This is a genomic window from Staphylococcus sp. 11007852 (assembly GCF_011394325.1).
Taxonomy (GTDB): Bacteria; Bacillota; Bacilli; order Staphylococcales; family Staphylococcaceae; genus Staphylococcus; species Staphylococcus agnetis.
Genome location: NZ_JAANBJ010000025.1, coordinates 14,172 through 37,278, shown reverse-complemented (window position 1 = coordinate 37,278; position 23,107 = coordinate 14,172). Strand labels below are relative to the sequence as shown.

The window sequence follows — 23,107 nt, the reverse complement described above, 5'->3', positions numbered from 1 at the left end:
TTAAACGAATTAATTATCTTTTCCTTTAGGACCTGCTTCATAATGGTAATCACGTGGATCTACCTTTTTAAAATCAGGGTTTTTATAGAAACGCATTAAATCGCCATTTAAAATTTCATCGTTAATTTCTAAGTCATTCTCAACTTGATTTTTCGTTTTTTCTAAGTCTTTTGGTTGAATTGCCATTGGTTTATTATCCTTATGGCTATATGCTTTACCATTCACATATTTATATTTATCAGTTACAAAATCACCATTACGGAATGGAATGAGCTGCTTATGATCTTTAGATAACATATCTGTTCCAAGCATAATGTAGTTCTTAGTATCAATACCCATCAAGTGTAGTAATGTAGGCATCACGTCGACTTGACCTGCATATGTTGGATCTACTTTAGGTTCTACACCAGGTGCTTTAATCCAGAAACCAGTTTTATTTAAATCATTAAACTTGGCTGGTGTAATTGGCTCACCAAGAAGTTGTGACATCGCTTTATTATGATTTTCAGAAATACCATAGTGGTCACCATACATAATAATCACTGAGTCATCGTAAAGACCACGTTTTTTCAAGTCGTTAATAAATGCTTCTACCGATTCATCCAAATAACGAGCTGTTTGAATATAACCATCTACTGTAGAGTTACCCGTATTGCCTGGTGGAATAGAGGCATCCTCTTTACTCAATGTAAATGGGTAGTGGTTCGTTAAAGTAATTAAATGAGAATAAAATGGTTGTTTTTCTTTGTCTAAATAGTCTGCTGATTCTTTAAAGAACTCTTTATCTTTTAAACCTAAGTTTTCTAAGTTCTCAGGTGACATATCATAGTACGTTGCATCATAAAATTTATCAACGCCGAAATGACGATATACTTGATCACGGTTCCAGAATGTTTTGTAGTCACCGTGCATCACATTAGATGTGTAATTTTCTTTTTGTTTAAGGATAGCCGGTAAAGACTGATACGTATTGTCCCCTTTTAATGAGAACGCAGAACCTTGTGGCAAGCCGTACAAGCTATTATCCATCGTGAATTCAGCATCAGACGTTTTACCTTGACCTGTTTGATGATAGAAGTTTGGATAATATCTAAAATCTTCTTGGCCTGAAGACAATTTGTTTAAAAATGGTGTGACTTCATGACCGTTAATTTTTTTGTTAATTAAAAACGTTTGGAAACTTTCCAAATGAATTTTAATGATATTTTTACCTTTGGCTTTACCATAATATTCCATATTAGGTGCTGTATGTTTTTGTTTTGTATAGTTTAATACACGTGTTAAATCATCTTCAGAAGCCAAAGCTTTTTGTTGGTTATTTTGAATTGTTTTTACCCCATCATAAACGGTGAAGTTATAAGGACCTAAATACTTCACTAAATATTTATGATCAAATGTACGTGTTAATAATTCCGGGCGATCTGTTTCTGCAAACGCTAAGTTTAAGAAAAATAGTGCGACCGCAGTTGCCATTACAACTGGAATAAACTTTTTATGGAAAACATTATAGCTTAACCATTTTTGTTTAAAAATTAAAATATACAAGTAAGCGATAATATCTAAGAAATACACAAAATCATACTTTTGGAATGATGCACCAACGGCACCACCCATTGAGTCGACATTACTGACTTGATTTAACGTACTAAACGTTAAAAAGTCTGAAAAGAATCGGAAGTATACGACGTTCGCATATAATAAAAACGTCAATAAGAAACCGCCAGTAAGCATTAACCAGAATGCTTTTCGACCTTTAAAGAATAAGAATACACTTAAAATAAGTGCAAGTAAGCTATAAGGATTCATTAATAAAATTAAATTCTGTGTAAGTCCTTTAACACCGAGTGACAAGTCAACATAATAGGCGAAATACGTTTTTAGTGAAATTGTTAATACCATTAATAAGAAAAACGTGAAAATCCCTATCTTCTTTCTATTATTTTCCATTCATGTTCCCCCATATTTTCATCTCATATGGTGCATTTAGCACAGTTTAAGTTCATATTTTTTTCTGCATCTCAATCAAGTTCATTTTATCAATAAATAAATTGAATTCTCTTTATAATTGTAACATTTTCGTAATAAACATATGTAAGTTCAATATAACAATATATACGAATTAGTGTCATTTTTCAAGTGAAAAAGGGTTTTTAGGCTTTATTTCGAATAAATTTATATTTACTCAAAATTAAAATCATCTTGTATTTATACGTAGTTCATAACCCCTTAACAATGGTGTCTATTTATTCAATAACATTCATTATAACGGCTATAGTATGATTTGTACTCGGCCTACAGTTGTAGAAAATTAAAACGCAACCATAGCAACCTATAACATCATCGTTTCATTCTAATTACTGTAAAGATAGACGTCACTTTGGGATTCATTTGTTAAATTATAAATAAAAAGGTAAAGAAATGGTATGCGCGACCTTCCTTTACCTTTCCTCTTATTCACACTATAGTATTTATTTTAACATTTCACTTTGCATACGATATTCAATACCGTGGAACAACTGTTTAATCCATTTGTGATATTTAACGAGGTTTTGTTCAGCTTGAAGAACATCTATGAATTGGAACTTAATTTTAGAGCCCTGTCTTTTTTGGGCGATTTTCGTGAGATGATACGTTGCAATAGTACCTATTTGAGGGTAACTTCCTAAAGTGTAATGATCATTTAACAATACGATAGGTGACCCATCTTTTTTTACTTGAATCGTGCCACGTTTTACAGAACGATGTGGTGGAAACCCCTTATAATACGCTTTAATGGGTGCACCTTCTAAAACAATGCCCATACGATTCGCTTTACTTGTCACACGATATTCACCGCGGGTAAATTGCGTTAAAATCTTGTCATCAAAGTCTTCAGTCCCTTTATTAGGAATAACATGCACGACATCTGAAAGGTAATTAAATGAGAGTGCATACCCATCAACTCCCCAATCCGTATGTCTTGTTTCTTCAAGGTTTTCAAATAATTTATGATGACGCTCATTATAATCACGCTTCATTTGAATTTCGTCACCGTCTTTTAACGTATGGCCATGGAAGCCACCCATTTGAGAAATGATGTCCGTTGAAGTGGAGCCTAGCCATTGATCTACTTCATAGCCACCTGCGACAGCCATATAGACACGCGCACCACGTTTGATATGATCAAAAGACAACACATCGCCTTTATTCATTAAATATAACGTATTAATTTTGACGCGCATATCTTGTGTTTGCGCAATAGCTTGTGCGCCTGATAGCGCGATTAATGTAGGTTCTGTAAAACGAATACGTGCCATTTGATTCGTCATTTCAAGTGTCGCTTCATTTTTATCATTCCCCACTAGTCGGTTCGCGATTTCATGTGCGAGCACATCTAACGCACCACTTCGAATGACACCTAAATGTTCATATCCCACACGTCCAAAATCTTGAAAGCTTGAAAATAAGCCGCCTTCTTCTATGATGATTGTCATCGTGCCCCACCTCTTTCTTCGGCATCATAAAATTTAACGTGATCACCAATAGACATGAGTACCATATCCTCGCGATGAACATCAAAGAGTTTTAAAGGTGTATAGCCTATCACGAGCCAATCTTCATAAGTATCCGTCGTAGTAATACCACATTTTTTATTCTCTAATATGACAGAACCAGCCGGTATATATTGTTTTTCTTTAGCAGTATGATTAACAGCAAGTGCTTCTGGTAATCCTGATAAATATGGAAAACCTGGCGAAAAGCCCATCATAGATACGAAATATTCGGGCGCAGTATGCTGTTGAATATACGTTTCACGTGTAATACCAAGCTCTTCTAAAATCGAGTCAAAATCCGGACCATACTCTCCTCCATAATAGATGGGCACTCTAATACAATGACGCTTTTCATCCCAAGTTTTATGACTTAAGTCAATCTTTTCTATTAAAGATTTCATATGTAAAAATGGCGAAGTTACATTTAAATGTTTCATCATTTGTCTTGCGTCATATGAGATAAGCATGTCTGTTTCAGTTGGAACGATTTCCGTAATAAATGGATAGTTTTGTTCCAATAAATATTGGCGTAACACTAATAAACGCTCTGTCGCTTCGGGTGTCAGTGCACCTTTTAATGAAACGACAATCGCTTGATCGCCTTGGCTATAAACCTTCATGATATTCACTCCAGTAATTATTTATAGAATAACTTTAAAATAAACATGAGCCATTTCAAAATCGCTTTTACAAAATGGTATATTAAAACACCTTGCATACAGAGCACTAATATAAGCCACAGATACGCAAGCCATTCTAATTGTCGATTTAATAATTGATGATTCATCCATTGCCCTAACCACAACAAACTGATAATACATAATAGATATAAAAGTATCACACAGCTCACCTTCTAAATGTCACTCAGTTGTACAGGTACCCAACCTCTCAAACTGTTTATCATCCATAGTTTACCACCTTGATGTAGAAATTGCTTTAATGAATGGATATTCAATAATTTTGTTGTTATTTGACCTTCATCAAGTAATGATTGGCGCATACATCCACGAAGAAAATCATTTTCATAAGGTGGCGTGTAATAAAGCCCTTCATATTCAACGACGACATTACCAATATCAAATTCTAAAATTTTTTCATTGTCATTATAAAGTAAAATTAATTGTGTCTCATGTGTATGTTTTAAATAGTCGCGTTCTGTCGTTTTATATATTCTTTGCCACATTGGTGTCGAATGCGCCACTTTTTTTAAGCGCGCTGACATCACAGTGGTGTCGGGTAAAGGGGCATACGCTTCATGAATCCTCCCCTTATCATCGACGATTATTTTAACGCGATATGTGCCGACTTGAAACTTTTCTTGAAAGCGGTATATACATTTGGACCATGCCGCTTCATTAAATTCAAAGTTCAAATCAGTACATGCTTGCTTAATACGATTTCGGTGGTACGCTTCTCGCAAAATATGACCTTGTTCTAAACGCATCGTTTCAAATAGCTCCATCGCTTATCCCTCTAATATTTTAGTTTTATCCTTAAACTCTGCATATTCCATATCAACATCGGAATCAATTGTTATTCCTGCACCCACCCCATAGATGGCTTTCTGATTAACATACTGTACCGTACGTATTGGAACGTTAAAAACAGCACGTCCATCAGGCAAGCAAAGGCCTAGTGCCCCACAGTAAATATGTCTAGGTGCATCTTCTAATTCATCTATGATACGCATCGTATTCACTTTAGGGGCACCTGTAATTGAGCCACATGGAAACAACGCACGTAGCATATCATTTAACGTAACTGTCTCGTCTACATCTCCCGTCACCATTGATGTCATTTGAAAAACGGTAGGGTAGCGTTCCACATCAAACAACCTTGGCACACGAATTGTACCCGGCGTCGCAATACGTGTAATATCATTTCGTAATAAATCTACAATCATAACATTCTCAGCACGGTCTTTTGGCGAGGTCTGTAATGTGGTTTCATTATGTAAATCATCATGTTGCGTCGCTCCTCGTGGCATTGTTCCTTTCATAGGTTTACTAACAATTGTTCGTGTTGCGTCTTGAAAAGGTCCAACTTGGAAAAATAATTCTGGTGAAATAGAAGCAATTTTTAACGCTTCAGTATCTATCATCGCCGTATAGTGCCCATTCATTTTAGATGTCAGTTTCGCATATAATGATTGAATCGTCATGGATTGAGATGCTTCTAATCGCGTCGTATAATTCACTTGATACGTTTCACCTTCTATGATTTCTTGATGAATACGTTTAATTTGATTTTGAATATGCGTTTTTGTTTCTGTAAAGGTGAAATTCATTGCGTTTGGAACATCTCTCGTCACGTCAAACTTACCATGTACTGGGTTGGTATAGACATAACAAGCGGCATAAATCCCATCTTCTGGCTTTTTCACTTTAAAATTGTTGTTATAGTAACTTGCGGCTTCGTAGGGTAAATAAATCACAACATAATATCCCGCTTTTTGATATGTTTCAGCTTCGCTAATGACATTTCCAACTTCTGAGAGGTCCCTAGCGATAGAATGATAAAAACAGTTGTCAAATATGTACTGTAATTGTTCCGTCTCATATGGGTTAGCGTAATATTGAAAATTAAATGTGGCAACCATGTTTTAAACCTACCTTACTAAAGAAGTTGTTCATTTGAGTGCAGCCATATTCTGACAAAATAGATTCGGGATGATATTGCACCCCATAAATAGGTAAATGATCATGTTTAATACCTAACACAATGCCGTCGTCATTTTTCGCTGTTATCGTTAAAGGATTATGCAATGTTGCGATATCTATCATTAAAGAGTGGTAACGCATCACCTTAAACGGAGAAGGCAGCCCTTCATATAAATCACTTTGATTGTGATACATCGTTGTTGTATGTCCATGGATAGGCCAAGGAGCTTTAATGATGTGACACCCGTAAAATGCTGCAATCAGTTGAAATCCTAGGCATACCCCGAGTATGGGACATTGTTGTTCAAAATGCTTTAAAACATCAAACAATATTGGATAATCTTTCGGAGTGCCAGGTCCAGGGGAAATCACAATGGCTTCAGGTTGCATGCGTTGAAGTGTATCGATGTTTACATCATGAATATCAATAACTTCAACATGGCATGATGTCGCTTGATATATTAAATCAACAACATTATATGTAAACGAATCTTTATTATCTATCATTACTATCATGTTAATTCGCCTCATTTTTCTATAATAAATCTATTATCACAGATGTGAGAGTGATTGACAAAGGGGTTATCAAATTTTCATCTTGCTTTCTCTTAATAAATGTATTAAAGTATGGAACGTAACTAAAAGACAGAGGTTCCTAGCAATTAACCCTCTATAAAAAACTAGACACCTTTTCGTGATGTGAAATGATATCATCACATGATTTGGTCTAGTCCTGTCTGTCTTTTCAAATAAGAAGACAGGCTTTTTTTATGGACGAAGAGAGAAGGCAACTTGGATTGAAGTCCACACCCTTCTCATATACTACAATGAGTTTAAACATGATACAACGTCTCCCCCTTTAATATACGTTTAAAATTCGCTGCGTATAATAAGATAGAAAACCACTTCGATGCTAAACTCAATTGTGTTGATAACATTTATAGGAGCTTCTCTAAAAAGGAGCGGTTTTTTATGTCTGACGTGCTTCAAAATGAAAAAGCACTTGTCGTTTTTAGTGGAGGTCAAGATAGTACCACTTGCCTCTTTTATGCGACAGCACATTTTAAAGAAGTTGAACTTGTCACTTTTGAATACGGACAACGCCATGCCCAAGAAATTGAAGTCGCAAAAAAGATTGCGGCTGAACAAGGATTGAAACATCACGTTCTAGATATGTCACTTTTAAGTCAACTTTCACCTAATGCATTAACTTCTCACGATATGACGATAGATACAACGGATGGTGTACCTAACACTTTTGTTCCAGCACGTAACCTACTTTTCTTATCTTTTGCAGGTGCACTTGCCTATCAAATTAATGCAAAGCATATCATCACTGGTGTATGTGAAACTGACTTTTCTGGCTATCCAGATTGTAGAGATGCATTTATAAAATCTATGAATGTGACGATGAATCTCGCTATGGATAAAGACTTTGTCATACACACCCCACTCATGTGGTTAAATAAAAAAGAAACTTGGGCTTTAAGCGATGAACTTGGCGCATTGGATTATATTCGAACACAAACTTTAACATGCTATAACGGTGTGATTGCTGATGGATGTGGTGAATGTCCTGCATGTCTATTAAGACAAAAAGGCTTAGAAGCCTATTTAAACGAGAAAGGAGTGCAATCATAATGCTACATCAAATGTATCCCCAAGTCTCTCACAATTATATTTATGAACTGAATAAAGATTTTAACTTTTCAGCAGCACATGCCATTTGTGATAAACGTGCTGGAAAATGCGAGCGTGTCCATGGTCATACGTATTTTGTGAATTTAACTATTGCTGGTGATGTACTCGATGATTTAGGATTTCTCGTTAATTTCAGCACGTTAAAACAATTGGTACACGATCAATTCGATCATCATTTATTAAATGATTTACCACTTTTTAAAGGGAAGTCGCCTTCTACTGAAATTGTTGCCGAAACGATTTACGGTATTGTCTCATCACATTTAGCAACCCTTCCACATCAACCGCAATGTGTACAAGTATTTTTAAGAGAAACGCCTTCGAGTTATGTCGTTTACCGACCAAAGAAGAAGGAGACACCACATGGTTAAAATACCTGTATTAGAAATATTTGGCCCTACGATTCAAGGTGAAGGCCGCGTCATTGGACGAAAAACGATGTTTGTACGAACGGCTGGATGTGATTTCAGATGTAGTTGGTGTGATTCTAAATTCACATGGGACGGTAGTGCAAAAGATGAAATTCGGATGATGACACCCGAAGCGATTTTACATGAACTTAAAGCCATTGGCGGTAATCAATTTAATCATGTGACAATATCTGGTGGTAACCCCGCCTTAATTAAAGGCATTCAAGCACTCGTCGATTTATTTCAATCTCAAGACATTCAAACGGCACTGGAAACGCAAGGAAGTAAATATCAACCTTGGATGCGTCAAATTAATGATTTAACAGTATCACCAAAACCACCAAGTTCAGGTATGAAACAAAATTTAGATATTTTAGATTCAGTCATTGACCAATGTATACCTGAAACGATGAACTTAAAAGTTGTTATTTTTAATGATGACGATTACCATTTCGCTCAGACAATACATCACCGTTATCCTCACCTGCCATTTTATTTACAAGTTGGTAATCCTTATTTAGAAACTGACGTAGACCATCATACAGATAAATTACTTGCTCGATATGAAACTTTAATTGATCGTGTCATGACAGACCCGTCAATGAACAATGTATTCGTATTACCTCAACTACATACGTTACTATGGAGCAATAAAAAAGGCGTATAAATTATAAGAAATTAAATAAATAAAAAAGGACCATTTCACATGCTATCTCAACATCTTATTGTTATAATGAAAAGATGAACTAAAAGATAGGAGAATACAATGGTCCTTTTTGTTATATTGAATATTGTAGTCGTCGGCATTATTTTAATGTTCGATTTATATAAAAACCAATTTCAGTCATTTAGATTTAGTAGCGCATTGTTAGCGATTGCAATCAATAGTTTTTTAAATCAAATACTATTAGGGAAAGTTACCTTTATCTCCTTAGCTGCAATGTTCATGTATATTGCTTGGACCATCATTCATTTTTATGTTGATCGTCAAGAGACACCGTTTAAAGTGTATAAACAAAAATTTCTGTTGGCGATTTTTACAATTATGGTAAGCATGACATTATTAATTACCTACCAAACTGGTGATGAATCGTACTATATGTCCGTGCCATTTGCAGCACCGACCATTTTTATATTCGGGGGCATTTTGTTTTTTTCGAGTTCTTTTCATTCACCTTACTTTCAAAACTTTTATAAAAAAATTAAAGTTAAAAATCCTCTATGGATTGGTACTTTTTTTATGATACTCGGACTTACCGTCCTATCCTTATTGACACCGCAATGGTATGTCATTTTAACCATCCATTTTTGCTTTTTTGTCCTTATCACTTTAGAAAAATTATACAAAATTTAAAAATTGATGATTAGATTTTGTTTAAACGTGGTATATGTATCAAGACAATAGCTTAGGCATAAAGGAGGTTTTTTAAATGGGCTTTATTTTAATGTTAATCGTAGGTGGACTTATCGGCTGGGCAGCCGGTGCAATCCTAGGTAAAGATATTCCTGGTGGTATTATTGGTAACATTATCGCTGGTCTTGTTGGTTCAGCGTTAGGTACAGCGTTACTTGGTCATTGGGGTCCATCTTTAGGTGGCGTATACATTTTACCAGCTTTAATTGGTTCAATTATTCTTATCGTACTTATTTCTTTAATTTTAGGCGCTTTACGTGGTAAAAAACGCTAGAATTTAAATTTTTTTAAGATGATTAATGACAAACTTTGCTTACTAAAAGCAAGTTTGTCTTTTTTTATTCATATATCATTGGTAATGTTCCATATTGCAAACGATAGCGATGCATCGCTTTATACTTAAAATCTCATACAACTATGAGTGGAGTGATTAATCATTTCAATTTCGACTCTTCCTAACGCTCGCTTTTCTAGTCGAATCACCTCAAAAGTTTCAGCAAAGGAAACAATTAAAGTAAAGTTTTCATTGACGATGCTTCTCCTCATATAAAAAGCCCCTATAAAGTTTTCACTTTTTAAGTGTCTACTTTATAGGGAGCGTAAAAAGAATGAATTTTATTGGCTAAGTTGATTTACAGGATTGTTACGCCCCAATCCCTATTGAGTATAGAATAATATCCGATACTTAAAGTTTTTTTCATTGCTATTATTCGTGATCATGTGTCATTTTTGGAGGTTGTAGGTTTGAAGTTTGAACGATATATTTGGGTCTTCGTTTCACTTCGTAATAGATGCGACCGATATATTCACCAATAACCCCTATCGATATCAGTTGAATGCCTCCGATAAATAATACTGCTGCAATGATAGTAAAATATCCTGGTACGGATACACCATGTGTAATGGTATCAAACAATAAATACGCCACATAAAGCATACTCATCATAAAGATAATGAAACCTAAATAAATCATCGTACGCAAAGGCTTATTATTAAATGAAATTAAACCATCAATCGCGTAATTCAGTAGACTACCAAAAGACCATTTTGATTCTCCAGCTTCACGTTCTACATTTTTATACGTGATGACTTTTGTATTATAACCAATCCATGCAAATAATCCTTTTGAAAAACGATTATATTCACTTAAACTCACAAGTGATTGGACCGCACGCTGACTGAGTAATCTAAAATCACCCACACCATCTTCTAAGTGGATTTCTTCAACAAAATAATTAATCATTTTGTAGTAAATACGTGTCATGAATTTACGAGGAGCATTTTCACCTTCACGATTACGTTTGGCGATCACTTGGTCGTATCCTTCACGATACATATCGACCATTTGAGGAATGAGTTCAGGCGGATGTTGTAAATCGGCATCAATCATGACCACGGCATCACAGTCTGTACTATGTTCAAATCCAGCAATCATGGCAGATTCTTTACCGAAGTTACGACTAAAAGAAAGATATTTTACTTTAGCATTAGACGCTGCAGCATTTTGTAGAATTTCAATTGTATTGTCTTTACTTCCATCATCAACAAACAAGACATCATAATCAAATGACTTTAACTTAGAGGCTTCATCTAAAATTGACGTTAATTTAGTAATGGTTTCTTTTATTATTTCCGTCTCGTTATAACAAGGTACGATGACTCTCAATTTCATTATAGTGCACCTACTTATCTCCACTTTATTTTTTTATAAGCGTACAAAACAATCAACGCTGTTTGCGTATCACAATGCGCTGATATTTTAACATATTTAACTAAAAAATGTTGTCACTCTTCCTTTAACTATACCAATATAAGTACTCTGACATCTAGCGAAAAGTGAACATTTGATAAGATTCAACCATTTTTATATTACATTCGCTTAGAGCATTAAGAAAAGAAAACGGACACTTACTTATACATCATATAGATAAGCAAACATGTCCGTTTTTTTATTATTTATCTTGAGCGTTTTCTAGTGTCTCGTCGTCTTCATCACCAATGCGATGACGCTCTTCATGACATTCATAACGTAATAATACACTGATAATTTGATGGTTTTCAATTTCGGAAACAATCCATCGATCATATTGCGTATCAATATAGTCGTCTTGTTCAAGCTCTGTATTTTGAGATTGTAACCAACCACCGATGGTATCAATATCATCTGAATCTTCAAACGCTATTCCATATTCTTCTTCAAGATCACGTAATAATACACGTCCATTAATTTGATATGTGTTGTCATCCAATTTGACGATATCATTGACTTCATCATCATCAAATTCATCTCTAATTTCGCCTACAATTTCTTCAAGGATATCTTCCATAGTTAATATCCCAGCTGTACCGCCATACTCATCAATGATTAAACTGATATGAACATGTTCACGTTGCATTCGTATCAATGCATCGCTAATTCTTGTCGTCTCTGAAATCATCGGCAACTCATGAATATAGTTCCCTATTTTAATCGGTGTGCCCGAAGCATATTCTGTTAAAAATTCCTTTACATTGATAAACCCTTTAATATGGTCTTTATCTCCATCTTCAGTAATTGGATAACGTGTAAATTGATGTTCTTTTATCGTTTCGAGTAATTCATCAACATTAAACGGTTCATTTAATGTGATCATTTGTGTTCTCGGTACCATAATATCTTTAGCATGACGTTCATCAAATGAAAATATATTTTGCATATATGCAAGTTCTGTTTGGTTGATTTCGCCACCATGATAACTATTATTCATAATGATTTTTAGTTCTTCTTCAGACATCGCTTCGTTACCTGCATTAGGGTCTGCACCGAATAAACGAATAATCAAGCGTGCAGAACCATTCATTAGCCAAATTAATGGTTTCATGATTAAACCAAAAATGTAAAGTGGACGCGCATACAATAACGCAATATTTTCTGTATACTGAATTGCGAGTGTTTTAGGTGCAAGTTCTCCGACGACCACATGGATATAGGTTACGATGATAAATGCTGTCACAATCGAGATGGTTGCGACTAATGCATTCGGTAAATGTAATAATTCGATGACAGGATGTAAAATACGTTCAAATAATGGTTCACCTAACCATCCTAATCCAAGCGACGTCACTGTAATACCCAATTGACATGCAGATAAATAATAGTCTAGATTTGAAATCATTTTTTTCACAACTCTTGCATTGCCGTTACCTTCAGCAATGAGTTGTTCCACACGTGAAGCACGCACTTTTACTAACGCAAACTCCGAACCCACGAATACTGTGGTTAATGCAATTAATGCTACAAATATTGTTAAATATAATATGGTCGTACTATCCAATTAGTTCCCTTATAGAAAGGGATTCACCTCCGTTATTTTGCATCGCTCATGTAAGGCGATGACATCAAAAATTTAATTCGTTGTGCTAGTGCCGTTCTTGATGTTAAATCCTTCCCATTGAGCTCCCTCCAGACGCAAAAATATTAATTTTATCATAGCATAATTCTTAGTGAAATTATACTATAAATACTCACCCTGACAACCTAATTCAAGTGAAGATTGTGTTGGGTTTTATCGATTTTAAAATATTGTTTTTCAGGTAAAAAATGAACACGTAACTATAAAAATATGTGATCTAAAGATAAAAAACCCCCAAGTGTCATATCCATGAGCCTTGGAGGTTGAATGTAATGTCAAACTTCGTGTCTTAACTACTAAATTATGATACTATCATGCAAATGTGATATTTATTTCGTAGCTTGAACTGTCTCAGTATTCTTTTTTAACATACCATAAAGCACAGCACTTACGAGCGCACCGATTAAGATTGCTATTATTGTAAATAGCGCATGACTGATATCTGTGCCGAAAATAACAACTAAACCACCATGTGGTGCTTGAATACGTGAACCAAATAATAATGCTAATCCACCGGCAATACCTGATCCAAACATCATGGATGGGATCACACGTAACGGATCTGCTGCAGCAAATGGAATCGCACCTTCAGTAATAAATGATGCGCCCATCACAAAGTTCGGAATAATAGAGCCACGTTGTGCTCTCGTGAATTTTCTTTTAAAGATAATCATGGCAAAGGCAATTGCGATAGGTGGTACCATACCGCCAACCATGGCTGCAGTAATCGGTGCAGCGTTTCCTGCTGTTAACGCAGCCGTACTAAAGACATATGCTGCTTTATTGAATGGACCACCCATATCGATAGCCATCATCGCGCCAATTACAATACCTAAAATAACAATGTTAGAACCTGAGAGTCCGTTAAGTCCATTTTGAAGTGCTTCATTTAACCATGCTGCAGGCGTATTAAATACATAAATCATTAATAAGCCTGTAATAAGAACGGAGAAAATCGGATAAATTAATGTCGGTTTTAAACCTTCTAACATCGGTGGGAAATTTTTCGTTAATGCTTTAATCCCTTGCGTTAAATAACCTGCTAAGAAACCGGCAATAATCCCACCGATAAATCCAGAACCACCTGTCACAGCTAACATACCACCCACTAAACCAGCAGCAAAACCTGGTTTATCTGCGATACTTCGTGCAATGTATCCAGCTAAAATAGGTACAATAAGGGCAAAGGCACTTTTATTCCCTATTTCCCATAACGTTGCCGCAAATGGATGATAGTCCGAGCTTTTTGGATCAAACGCGTTTGGTCCGATCATAAATACAATAGCCATTAATATACCACCCGCGATGACAAGCGGTAACATATTTGAAACACCATTCATTAAATGTTTATAAATCGTTTTACCTATTCCTAATTTTTCTTCTTTTGACTCAGAGTTGTCATGACGCCCTTCTGCTACGAAAGGTTTTCTATTTGAATCCATGGCGCTTTGAATCAACGCTTCAGGACGCTTAATGCCATCTGCTACTGGAACTTGAACGACATTTTTACCATCAAAACGATTCATTTCCACGTGAACATCGGCAGCAACAATGATTCCAGTTGCACGCGCAATATCTTCATCAGTTAATTTATTTTTAATACCACCTGCACCGTTCGTTTCAACTTTCATTTTAACGCCCATTTGATCTGCCTGTTTCTTCAATGCATCGCGTGCCATAAATGTGTGCGCGATACCTGTTGGACAAGCTGTCACCGCTAAAACATAAGGTTCGTCATTGTTTGAGGGTGCCACTGTTTCTTGAATATCACTATTTTCATCTGTTGCTTCATCATCTGCTTCATTAATAATCGCCAACACTTCTTCAGGCGTAGTTGCGTCTAACAAACGGGCACGAACTGCCTCATCCATTAAAATACCTGACAATTTTGCCAATGCATCCAAATGTGTTTGTGCGCCTGTTTCTGGTGCTGCAATCATAAAGAATAAATGTGCGGGCTGCATATCTAAACTGTCATAATCGATACCCGCTTTCGATTTACCAAATGCAATGGCCGGTTGTGCTACAGCTGCAACTTTAGCGTGAGGTATCGCAATACCTTCTCCAATTCCAGTTGAACTTTGACGTTCGCGATTTTCAATCCCTTCAATAAATGCTGAGACATCATTTAATTTTCCAGCCTTGTCGAGTTGCGATGCAAGTTCCTTAATCGCACTCTTTTTATCTGTTGCTGTTAAGTCCATCGCAATGGTTTCTTTCGTGAGTAACTCTGTAATTCTCATGTTACCCCTCCTTATTTAATGGTGTCACTGACACGCTTGATTGTAATGATTGTATTGCATCACGTTCTGCCAAATCATCGTTGAATGCGGTCGCTGAGCCTGCTGCGATAGCCAGTTCTAATTGCGCTTCGATTGAAAGTGATAATGATAAACCTGCAAGCATACCTGCAACCGTACTATCCCCAGCACCTACCGTATTCACCACGGTCCCTTTCGGCGCTAATATTTTATATGCACAGTGTTGATCAACATAAATCGCACCGTCTCCTCCAAGTGAAACGAGCACGGTTTGTGCACCTTTATGAAGAAGTTTTGTAGCATAGTGAATCACTTCTTGATCAGTAGTGATTTGTGTATGAAACATCTCTTCAAGTTCATGTTGATTTGGTTTAATAAGTAAAGGATGATACGGTAATATTCCTTCCATCAATCCTTTTTCAGCATCTACAACAAGTCTTGCTCCTGTTTGTTCTACAACTTTAGCAATCTCCGCATACGTTGATTGCGGCAAGCTACTTGGCACACTGCCGGCTAAAACAACGATATCGTTTTCTGTTGTTTGAGCGATACGATTAAGTAAATCTTGAAAATGGTGTTGTGTTATATGTGGACCAGGCGCATTAATTTCTGTCTCATCGTCACTTTTCAGCTTGATATTAATGCGTGTATCTTCATCTACCTCAGTAAACTGCGTTGGAATACCTGACGTTTCTAATTGCGTTTGAACAAATCGGCCTGGAAATCCACCAATAAACCCTAACGCAACGGAAGGAACGTTGAGTGTATTTAAAACTCTTGATACATTAATCCCTTTGCCACCTGCAAATTTAGCCGTTGCGGTTGAACGATTTAATTTACCAGTGTGGTAGTCGTCTAGAAAGACAATATAATCAATTGATGGGTTCAAAGTCACTGTATATATCATTCTGCTCCTCCTAAAAATTCATATTTGGCTTTAAAACGATTGAGATCAATCGTATCCATCGCCTTTTGGGACGTGATAATAATTGGTTCGTCTTGCGTATAAATTCGTGCAAAGTAACTTTGATGAAATTTAGATGCATCAGCGAGAATATATGTCTGTAACCCTTGTTTCATCGCATTTTCTTTCATTAATGCTTCTTGTTCATCAGGTGTAGTGAACCCTGCATCACAATCAATGCCATTGATACCTAAAAAAACTTTATTAAATGAATAATGCTTTAAGCTGTCGGCGGCTCTTACACCTACAACTGCCATTGTTGTCGTTTTAATTGTTCCTCCGACAACTATTGGACGCAAACCTTTTTTAATCAGTGCATCGACATGAGGTAGACCATTAGTGACTACAGTCACATCTTGCGCATCAATATACGCAATCATCTCTAACGTTGTAGAACCTGCATCAATATAAATACTATCGCCATCTTTAATCATTGATGCTGCTTGTTTAGCAATGTGTATTTTTTCATCAATATGTTGCGTTCGCTTTGTATCTAATGCGAGTTCATGTTGTACTTGACTCAGTTTAGCCCCACCATGAACACGAATTAAAACACCTTCATCTTGTAGCTTCGTTAAATCCCGACGAATGGTAGACGCGCTACACCCTGTGTACTCCATTAAATGTTGTAATGATAAAAAGTGATGTTGTGTAAGTGCAGCAATAATCATCTCATGACGTTTTTCAGTTAACATGCCTCCACCTCATTTCTCTTACAGTATAATGAATGCGTTTCCAAAAATCAATCATTTTCTTTCACAAACAATCATAAACAATCATAAAATGATATAAAAATGACACATGTTGGGCGATTTCATTGCGAAACCACTACATGTGTCAAATTATTACTCAATTATTTGCGATTGAAATGTGTGCACATTGTGCATTTACAATGGTTGCGAGCGTCTTTGGCGCAACGCCTATTTGGACGCCACGTTGACCCCCACTAACATATATGACATCTTGTGAAAATGCTGTAAGATCGATAATTGTCGGAAACAATCGCTTCATTCCTAAAGGCGAGCACCCTCCACGAATATAACCCGTTACACGTTTTAAATCATCAAGAGGCATTAATTGTAATTTCTTTTGACGAAATTGTTGCGCTGCATATTTTAAATCGAGTTGCGCACTCACAGGGATGACACAAACAAAATGGTCGCGCTTCTCATTTTCTAAGACTAGTGTTTTAAAAACTTGGTGAGGGGGCACACCGATTTTTGATGACACCATTTCCCCATCCATATGTGCCTCACTCACTTCAAATGCGCGTACATCATACGTTACCTTGTGCTTATCTAAGAGTCGCATTGCATTCGTTTTTTTCACTATAAGTCCTCTCCTACTTATCACTAAACATGTGATTTACGATATTTTTATCAGATGCTTCATGATCCAATACCATGAATTTACGAATAATAGCCGAATGGTCTACGCTTTTATGCTTTAAGATGTAATCTGCAATGACTTCTGCATTTGCAGTACATTGTTTCACGGAAACCATTTCATCCAATTCAAAATAAAAGCCCACAGTTTGATGATAATCCTGTGTATCTTCATCTAATACGATTATTGGACGATTTAAATGTGCGTAATCAAATAACGCTGATGAATAATCTGTAATGAGCGCGTCGCATATTAAGTATAATTCTTGTATGTCTACCCATTCATTCATAAAGCAATGAATACGCGAATCCATATTACGATAAGTAGTATACAAATGACCTTCATTTGGATGTAGTTTCACAATGACTTCATAGTTGTCAGGTAATAAATGCACAAGCGTCTTCAAATCAAGTTCTGACACATTTTGACGTTGCGATTTACGCCATGTTGGACAAAATAAGATATATCGTTTCTCCGGAGTCGCTATCCCCACATATTTTTCTTGAATGTCGTGACGCTTATGCTCATCCTCTTGATGCCTAATAAGCATACTGTTACGTGGTGCACCCTCGCGCCAAATATTTAATGATGGATGTTGAGATAAATTAAACGCACTTGAAATCAATGCTTCATAACGTTCTGAACACGACAGTAAAACATCCCATTTTAACATTCTAGGCAAGAACGCTTCACTTTGTTGTTGGCGTTCTACTGGATCCATCAAATCATTCACCATCCGTTTTAAAGGCATCCCATGCCACGTTTGAATCACAGTTTGTTTTGGATGTTTGAGTAAACGATCCCACAAGTTACCATTAATCACGGCAAATTGCGCACGTTCAAACGCTTGAATGTATTCACGTGACCCAAAACGAACAGGTTGCATATCAAATTGGCGTATTTCAATATCAACATATTCATTCGCAGCACTAACATATATAACTTTGTCAGGATATTGACGCTGAATTTCAAGTGCGATTGCTTTAGGATCGCCCGAAAAATTTTTGCCATGAAAAGATTCAATAAACACATGAGAACGCGAAGGATGTATGCGCTGTTGACGTCGTTGTTTCACTTGTTTTTCTACAGCAAATATCCCTCGACGCATATATTGATAGAGTCGTGACTTTTTATTCAGTACGCGTTTAAAGCTATTAGGCAAACGGTTCAACGCTTTTTTTACGGTATGTTTTACGACATATCGACTGTAATAGAATGGCAGTTCAACACGCGTTTTTTCTATTAAATGTGGCGTTATCACATGCTGATCCGCCTTTTCAGCCAATTGCCTTAACAATGTGTCGCTATAGTCCTCATATTGAAATTGTTGATTAAAATAGTGAAAGTCTTCATTACGTATGGTGTCCGTATAGGTTTCTTGAATGGTGGCCATAATAACTTGGTAATCATGTTCTAACTGTTTATTTAAAAAATGGACAGCGTGAAACGGTTGATAAATCGATGTTAGTACCGCGTCATCTCCAGGATAGATGCATGCTTGGTTGCCATCACCAATTGCTTCTAGTATAGAATAACCTAACGTTTCATAAGGAGAAGTTGAAATATATATCGCATGCTTTGGTATGTCTCCATTCAAAAAAACTTGGCGTTCTAATTGATAATACGTAATAAGTTGTTCATATAATTCTAAAGAAGGACCATACCCTTGTATATGAAGTTCAACATCATGGTGACCTTTTGTGTAAACAATGAAATGCATTAACTTTAGAGCGTAAGAAATGTCTTTTATAGCATCCTCAAAACGCGCTTTCATCATGAGTGCTTTCGTGTTAGGACTTGGTTGAGGTTGAAAGACAATATGATCTGTATTAACATACATCGGAAAAACGTAAGGATATTCAAATCGTGATGCAAACGCTTTTGCGATGTCCGGCGTACTGACACGCACTGCATCTATTGCTTCTAATGCCAAATCAAAAGATGGATTAATATATGCTAAAGGCGCATGTATTTCACCTAAAATTTGAATTGTCGGTGCTTGACGTTTCACCTCACGCGCATATTTAAAAAAATCTTCTCTTGTTAAAATAAGCACATCACACGCAGTTAAAGATTTCACATTATGAAAACTTTCAAAATTTACGCCCTCTATTTCGCGAACAGCTGTTTTTTTTAAGTGTTCGACATGGCGCTTACGAAATGGTACATAATTAATGTATGTGACCGTATGATTCGCTGCTTTAAGGGCACGTAGTAAGTTCAGATTACTGCGTGATGTCCCCCCTTTTTGAAATAAGTTAAATCCTAATATTTTAATATGCATCTTTGTCGCTCCTACTTTTTATAAACATAACTACTTTATTGGATATCTATGCAAGTCTCAAATCAAGACGCTTTATAATGAGACCTCAATCGTTGTTCAATAAATATAATGATACAACCTAAACACATAAATGCGATAGACATGATTAACGGATATTCAATATTCAAATCATAAAACCCACCTGCAATTAAAGGCCCCACAAAGTTGCCCATACTTGTAAATGTAGAATTGATGCCCCCAGCAAACCCTTGTCGGTCTCCTGCAATATTTGAAAAATAATTTGTTAACGCAGGTCGGATTAAGTCAAAACCGATAAACACAATAAAACAAATCACCATGACTTGCCAGTATGAATAAGCAAAAATAAGAAAACTTAATACAATGGCAGAGTAGATTAATGCATACGTAATAAACGTTAATTCATTAAAATGACGGATTAATTTATCAAAGAAAAATATTTGAAAGATTGCTCCAAATACGCCTCCGCCTACTATTGCAATAGAGATATCTGAAGGTTGAAAATCCATTTTGTCTGCCGTATATAAAGGGAATAAAGTTTCAAATGCTGATAATCCAAGCGCTAAAATTAAGGTTAAAAGTGCAGGCGTTACAAACATTTTTAAATTAACCTGACTTAATTTGTGTGTCTCAAGTGTAGTAAAGCCTTGTGTAGATGTGTCTTGAGATGTTTTGACAAAGAATACGGTACCCACAAATGCGAAAATACCAAGTATACCTGCAAAAACAAAGGGTACACGGTGAGAGATTTCTGCTAAAAATCCACCAATACCTGGACCTAATATAAAGCCAGCAGAAATAATTGCAGACATATAGCCAAAATTACGTGCTTTATCTTGCGCAGGTGAAATATCGGCAATAAGCCCCGTAACGCCAGGCATAATCATACCTGCACTAAATCCACCTAACACACGAGAAATCATTAAAATAGGAAATGTATGACCAATCGCAAATAAGAACTCTGATAAACTAAACAAAATTAATCCAATGCATATGATAAGTTTTTTACCTAACTTATCTGCAAGTGTGCCACCAAAGGGAGAGATTACCATCTGTGCAAGTGCAAAAACTGCTACTAAAACCCCTAAATCTGCACCTGTTAATCCTAAATCTTTTAAATAAATTGGCAATACCGGTATGACAAGACCAATGCCTAAAAAGATGAGAAATATATTCATATATAAAATGATAAACTGTTTTGTCATGGTTCAATACACCCCCTACAATTAAAAATGGTTAGCATATTATATAATAGTCAACATAAATTGGAAAGCGTTATGAGTTGAAATTTCAATAGATATTCCGTAGTGTATTTGACGGATATCAAGTCTATGGGCACGTACTTTTTAAAACCATTATCGCATAAAGATTAGTTTCAGTTTATCATATTCATCAATTTCGAGGAGGGATGAGATGCAAGCGCGTTATATCGCTCGGCTCTTATATGTATTTTTATTCGTCACAACACTCGTTGTTCCGAACCATTTCAAATTTTTATTATTAAATCTGACACTCGCCTATATCCCTTTAGAACTCGCATATCTACTAAAATTATTCGTACCTAAACGGTTATTCGAATGGCCATTATTTCTCATATATCTGGGCATTTTTATACTGATGTTACCTAATACATTCTACATGGTGACAGACCTTATACATTTAAATCAATTTTCGTTTAGCTTTTTATCCGGTTTAGTTTTGATTGAATGGATTCATTTTGGATTATTGGTGACAGGTGTTTTATTTGCGGTATATTGTTTTACACTTATTGCTTTAGAACTCTTTCATTTACCATTTCCGTTATGGACCCGCTACATCATTTTATTAGGAATGACGTTATTGAATGGATTGGGCATTTATGTGGGCCGTTTTTTAAGATTCCATAGTGTGCATCTCATTAACAATCCATTTTCTGTGGTTATTTCAACTTTAAAATCGATAGATGCTCATGCGATAACATTTATTGGATTAATTGCACTGATGCAATGCCTCTTACTCTTATGCTTGAAAGGAGTGAGAACAAAATCATGACTGTGTTACTATTGCTCATCATCTTACAATGCCTTATGTCAATATTGCTTTACCAACTTAAATGGCCTTTATATTGGGCAATCATGTTGTTCTTTATGCCTTTTGGCATCGGATTATTTTTAATTCAACTTTTTTATTATGAACGGCACTACCCAGAGTGGAAAGTCCCCTTAAATATAAAATTACGTTTAAAGTACATGTATATTATTACATTTTTTGAATTTGTATTATTGTATATAGTACTTTTTGTGGTTAAATAGAAGTATTCATTTTTTAAGGAGGGTTGGTATGAATCAACATAAAACGCTTCGCCCTGCATGGAGAGATTTGTTAGGCTTCGTTATTTATTATATAAGTGCTATGGTTTTCAGTTTTATAATTTATTCTATTCATCCGGTTTTGTTTAACTATAACATCGAACATCCGAAGGTGTTTTTATTAACGAGTGTATGCACGAGTTTATCTGTGATATCATTCTTAATATGGTCACATCGGAAGCATCTCAAAACAAAAAATTTCCAACGATTACGAGAACTTCAATCACAGATGAAACTCGTCTTATTCGCTTATATTTTATATGTAGTTGTAAGTATCGTTATGAGCATCACTTTCAAATTATTGCCTAAATCTTGGCAATTTGATACTACAGTCAACCAAAAAGGCATCGTCGAATTATTTCAAGATAAAGCCTGGTTGCCTTTAGTTTTTATCGTTTTAGTGATTTTAGTTCCCATTACTGAAGAACTACTTTTTAGGCATGTTATTATTGGTGAACTCGGTAAAAAGTTTGGCGTTTGGGTGATGGGGGGTATTTCTGTGGTGACTTTTGCTATGTTACATGTAACTAACGCCCAATCACCACTTGAAGTGATACCTTACCTAGTCATGGCAACACTTTTCGTTATAATGTATATACGCACAAATTGTAACATTGCGGTTTCCATATTTTTACATATGCTTGTAAATGCCGTATCCTTTGTCGGCGTTATCGTACAAAGCTTGGCATAAATATTAAATATATAAGCCTTCAAAATTCATGTTAAGATGAACTTT

22 protein-coding genes are annotated in these 23,107 nt (G+C 35.8%); 7 read left to right on the top strand and 15 right to left on the bottom strand.

What is annotated here, in order from left to right:
• Positions 1-9: 9 nt before the first annotated feature.
• The 7 genes from ltaS to G8Y85_RS07555 form a co-directional block, all read right to left on the bottom strand.
• Positions 10-1,947: a polyglycerol-phosphate lipoteichoic acid synthase LtaS gene (ltaS, locus tag G8Y85_RS07585; protein WP_060552434.1), complete on the bottom strand. Its 1,938-nt coding sequence runs from the start codon at positions 1,945-1,947 to the stop codon at positions 10-12.
• A gap of 521 nt (positions 1,948-2,468) precedes the next feature.
• Positions 2,469-3,473 carry a 5-oxoprolinase subunit C family protein gene (locus G8Y85_RS07580; protein WP_037566482.1) on the bottom strand — a complete coding sequence of 335 codons (1,005 nt, stop codon included), beginning with the start codon at positions 3,471-3,473 and terminating at the stop codon, positions 2,469-2,471.
• Positions 3,470-4,153, bottom strand: coding sequence for a 5-oxoprolinase subunit B family protein (locus G8Y85_RS07575; RefSeq protein ID WP_037566480.1), 684 nt, complete (start codon positions 4,151-4,153; stop codon positions 3,470-3,472). Before G8Y85_RS07575 ends, G8Y85_RS07580 begins: the two co-directional genes overlap by 4 nt.
• A 17-nt stretch (positions 4,154-4,170) precedes the next feature.
• The gene (locus G8Y85_RS07570) at positions 4,171-4,374 is read right to left on the bottom strand and encodes a hypothetical protein (RefSeq protein WP_085622134.1); all 204 of its coding nucleotides are present in this window, start codon (positions 4,372-4,374) and stop codon (positions 4,171-4,173) included.
• 12 nt (positions 4,375-4,386) lie between these two features.
• Positions 4,387-4,995: an aminotransferase class IV gene (locus G8Y85_RS07565; protein WP_107370576.1), complete on the bottom strand. Its 609-nt coding sequence runs from the start codon at positions 4,993-4,995 to the stop codon at positions 4,387-4,389.
• A gap of 3 nt (positions 4,996-4,998) precedes the next feature.
• Positions 4,999-6,132 carry an aminodeoxychorismate synthase component I gene (pabB, locus tag G8Y85_RS07560; RefSeq protein ID WP_165805648.1) on the bottom strand — a complete coding sequence of 378 codons (1,134 nt, stop codon included), beginning with the start codon at positions 6,130-6,132 and terminating at the stop codon, positions 4,999-5,001.
• Positions 6,116-6,709: an anthranilate synthase component II gene (locus G8Y85_RS07555; protein WP_165805647.1), complete on the bottom strand. Its 594-nt coding sequence runs from the start codon at positions 6,707-6,709 to the stop codon at positions 6,116-6,118. The genes pabB and G8Y85_RS07555 overlap by 17 nt, the downstream gene beginning before the upstream one ends.
• Before the next feature lie 456 nt (positions 6,710-7,165).
• Here G8Y85_RS07555 and queC point away from each other — a divergent pair, with 456 nt between their 5' ends.
• The 5 genes from queC to G8Y85_RS07530 all read left to right on the top strand — a co-directional run bounded on the left by queC (position 7,166) and on the right by G8Y85_RS07530 (position 9,992).
• Entirely contained in the window at positions 7,166-7,834 is a 669-nt protein-coding gene (queC, locus tag G8Y85_RS07550) for a 7-cyano-7-deazaguanine synthase QueC (RefSeq protein WP_103345894.1), read from the top strand.
• A complete protein-coding gene (gene queD / locus G8Y85_RS07545) occupies positions 7,834-8,265 on the top strand; it encodes a 6-carboxytetrahydropterin synthase QueD (protein WP_037566473.1) in 432 nt (143 codons plus the stop codon). Before queC ends, queD begins: the two co-directional genes overlap by 1 nt.
• On the top strand, positions 8,258-8,971 hold the full coding sequence (queE, locus tag G8Y85_RS07540; RefSeq protein ID WP_105989006.1) for a 7-carboxy-7-deazaguanine synthase QueE: 714 nt from the start codon (positions 8,258-8,260) through the stop codon (positions 8,969-8,971). Before queD ends, queE begins: the two co-directional genes overlap by 8 nt.
• Before the next feature lie 99 nt (positions 8,972-9,070).
• Positions 9,071-9,658 (top strand): hypothetical protein, encoded by a 588-nt coding sequence (locus G8Y85_RS07535; protein ID WP_165805646.1) that lies wholly within the window; start codon positions 9,071-9,073, stop codon positions 9,656-9,658.
• Positions 9,659-9,734: 76 nt separating this feature from the next.
• Positions 9,735-9,992, top strand: coding sequence for a GlsB/YeaQ/YmgE family stress response membrane protein (locus tag G8Y85_RS07530; protein WP_037566470.1), 258 nt, complete (start codon positions 9,735-9,737; stop codon positions 9,990-9,992).
• A 432-nt stretch (positions 9,993-10,424) separates the two neighbouring features.
• On the opposite strand, the gene G8Y85_RS07525 is transcribed toward G8Y85_RS07530, so the two are convergent.
• The 8 genes from G8Y85_RS07525 to norA all read right to left on the bottom strand — a co-directional run bounded on the left by G8Y85_RS07525 (position 10,425) and on the right by norA (position 21,228).
• The gene (locus G8Y85_RS07525; RefSeq protein ID WP_103345897.1) at positions 10,425-11,390 is read right to left on the bottom strand and encodes a glycosyltransferase family 2 protein; all 966 of its coding nucleotides are present in this window, start codon (positions 11,388-11,390) and stop codon (positions 10,425-10,427) included.
• Between the two features lie 280 nt (positions 11,391-11,670).
• Complete coding sequence (locus tag G8Y85_RS07520) at positions 11,671-13,032, bottom strand: hemolysin family protein (protein WP_085622138.1); 1,362 nt, start codon at positions 13,030-13,032, stop codon at positions 11,671-11,673.
• 407 nt (positions 13,033-13,439) lie between these two features.
• On the bottom strand, positions 13,440-15,353 hold the full coding sequence (locus G8Y85_RS07515) for a PTS fructose transporter subunit IIABC (protein ID WP_103345898.1): 1,914 nt from the start codon (positions 15,351-15,353) through the stop codon (positions 13,440-13,442).
• Position 15,354: 1 nt separating this feature from the next.
• On the bottom strand, positions 15,355-16,278 hold the full coding sequence (gene pfkB / locus G8Y85_RS07510; RefSeq protein WP_165805645.1) for a 1-phosphofructokinase: 924 nt from the start codon (positions 16,276-16,278) through the stop codon (positions 15,355-15,357).
• Positions 16,275-17,030 carry a DeoR/GlpR family DNA-binding transcription regulator gene (locus G8Y85_RS07505; RefSeq protein WP_037566461.1) on the bottom strand — a complete coding sequence of 252 codons (756 nt, stop codon included), beginning with the start codon at positions 17,028-17,030 and terminating at the stop codon, positions 16,275-16,277. The genes pfkB and G8Y85_RS07505 overlap by 4 nt, the downstream gene beginning before the upstream one ends.
• Before the next feature lie 154 nt (positions 17,031-17,184).
• Positions 17,185-17,646 carry a Cys-tRNA(Pro) deacylase gene (gene ybaK, locus G8Y85_RS07500; protein WP_103345929.1) on the bottom strand — a complete coding sequence of 154 codons (462 nt, stop codon included), beginning with the start codon at positions 17,644-17,646 and terminating at the stop codon, positions 17,185-17,187.
• A gap of 31 nt (positions 17,647-17,677) precedes the next feature.
• Positions 17,678-20,005: a CDP-glycerol glycerophosphotransferase family protein gene (locus G8Y85_RS07495; protein ID WP_165805644.1), complete on the bottom strand. Its 2,328-nt coding sequence runs from the start codon at positions 20,003-20,005 to the stop codon at positions 17,678-17,680.
• 62 nt (positions 20,006-20,067) lie between these two features.
• Positions 20,068-21,228: a multidrug efflux MFS transporter NorA gene (norA, locus tag G8Y85_RS07490; RefSeq protein ID WP_103345900.1), complete on the bottom strand. Its 1,161-nt coding sequence runs from the start codon at positions 21,226-21,228 to the stop codon at positions 20,068-20,070.
• Between the two features lie 208 nt (positions 21,229-21,436).
• On the opposite strand from norA, the gene G8Y85_RS07485 reads away from it, so the two are divergent.
• Both G8Y85_RS07485 and G8Y85_RS07480 read left to right on the top strand, forming a co-directional pair.
• On the top strand, positions 21,437-22,054 hold the full coding sequence (locus G8Y85_RS07485; protein ID WP_165805643.1) for a DUF1361 domain-containing protein: 618 nt from the start codon (positions 21,437-21,439) through the stop codon (positions 22,052-22,054).
• A 288-nt stretch (positions 22,055-22,342) separates the two neighbouring features.
• The gene (locus tag G8Y85_RS07480; RefSeq protein WP_165805642.1) at positions 22,343-23,062 is read left to right on the top strand and encodes a CPBP family intramembrane glutamic endopeptidase; all 720 of its coding nucleotides are present in this window, start codon (positions 22,343-22,345) and stop codon (positions 23,060-23,062) included.
• Positions 23,063-23,107: the final 45 nt, after the last annotated feature.

Coding starts and splice junctions, on each gene's coding strand:
- ltaS (WP_060552434.1), bottom strand. CDS start 1,947: ATGGAAAATAATAGAAAGAAGATAGGGATTTTCACGTTTTTCTTATTA.
- G8Y85_RS07580 (WP_037566482.1), bottom strand. CDS start 3,473: ATGACAATCATCATAGAAGAAGGCGGCTTATTTTCAAGCTTTCAAGAT.
- G8Y85_RS07575 (WP_037566480.1), bottom strand. CDS start 4,153: ATGAAGGTTTATAGCCAAGGCGATCAAGCGATTGTCGTTTCATTAAAA.
- G8Y85_RS07565 (WP_107370576.1), bottom strand. CDS start 4,995: ATGGAGCTATTTGAAACGATGCGTTTAGAACAAGGTCATATTTTGCGA.
- pabB (WP_165805648.1), bottom strand. CDS start 6,132: ATGGTTGCCACATTTAATTTTCAATATTACGCTAACCCATATGAGACG.
- G8Y85_RS07555 (WP_165805647.1), bottom strand. CDS start 6,709: ATGATAGTAATGATAGATAATAAAGATTCGTTTACATATAATGTTGTT.
- queC (WP_103345894.1), top strand. CDS start 7,166: ATGTCTGACGTGCTTCAAAATGAAAAAGCACTTGTCGTTTTTAGTGGA.
- queD (WP_037566473.1), top strand. CDS start 7,834: ATGCTACATCAAATGTATCCCCAAGTCTCTCACAATTATATTTATGAA.
- queE (WP_105989006.1), top strand. CDS start 8,258: ATGGTTAAAATACCTGTATTAGAAATATTTGGCCCTACGATTCAAGGT.
- G8Y85_RS07535 (WP_165805646.1), top strand. CDS start 9,071: ATGGTCCTTTTTGTTATATTGAATATTGTAGTCGTCGGCATTATTTTA.
- G8Y85_RS07530 (WP_037566470.1), top strand. CDS start 9,735: ATGGGCTTTATTTTAATGTTAATCGTAGGTGGACTTATCGGCTGGGCA.
- G8Y85_RS07525 (WP_103345897.1), bottom strand. CDS start 11,390: ATGAAATTGAGAGTCATCGTACCTTGTTATAACGAGACGGAAATAATA.
- G8Y85_RS07515 (WP_103345898.1), bottom strand. CDS start 15,353: ATGAGAATTACAGAGTTACTCACGAAAGAAACCATTGCGATGGACTTA.
- pfkB (WP_165805645.1), bottom strand. CDS start 16,278: ATGATATATACAGTGACTTTGAACCCATCAATTGATTATATTGTCTTT.
- G8Y85_RS07505 (WP_037566461.1), bottom strand. CDS start 17,030: ATGTTAACTGAAAAACGTCATGAGATGATTATTGCTGCACTTACACAA.
- ybaK (WP_103345929.1), bottom strand. CDS start 17,646: ATGCGACTCTTAGATAAGCACAAGGTAACGTATGATGTACGCGCATTT.
- G8Y85_RS07495 (WP_165805644.1), bottom strand. CDS start 20,005: ATGCATATTAAAATATTAGGATTTAACTTATTTCAAAAAGGGGGGACA.
- norA (WP_103345900.1), bottom strand. CDS start 21,228: ATGACAAAACAGTTTATCATTTTATATATGAATATATTTCTCATCTTT.
- G8Y85_RS07485 (WP_165805643.1), top strand. CDS start 21,437: ATGCAAGCGCGTTATATCGCTCGGCTCTTATATGTATTTTTATTCGTC.
- G8Y85_RS07480 (WP_165805642.1), top strand. CDS start 22,343: ATGAATCAACATAAAACGCTTCGCCCTGCATGGAGAGATTTGTTAGGC.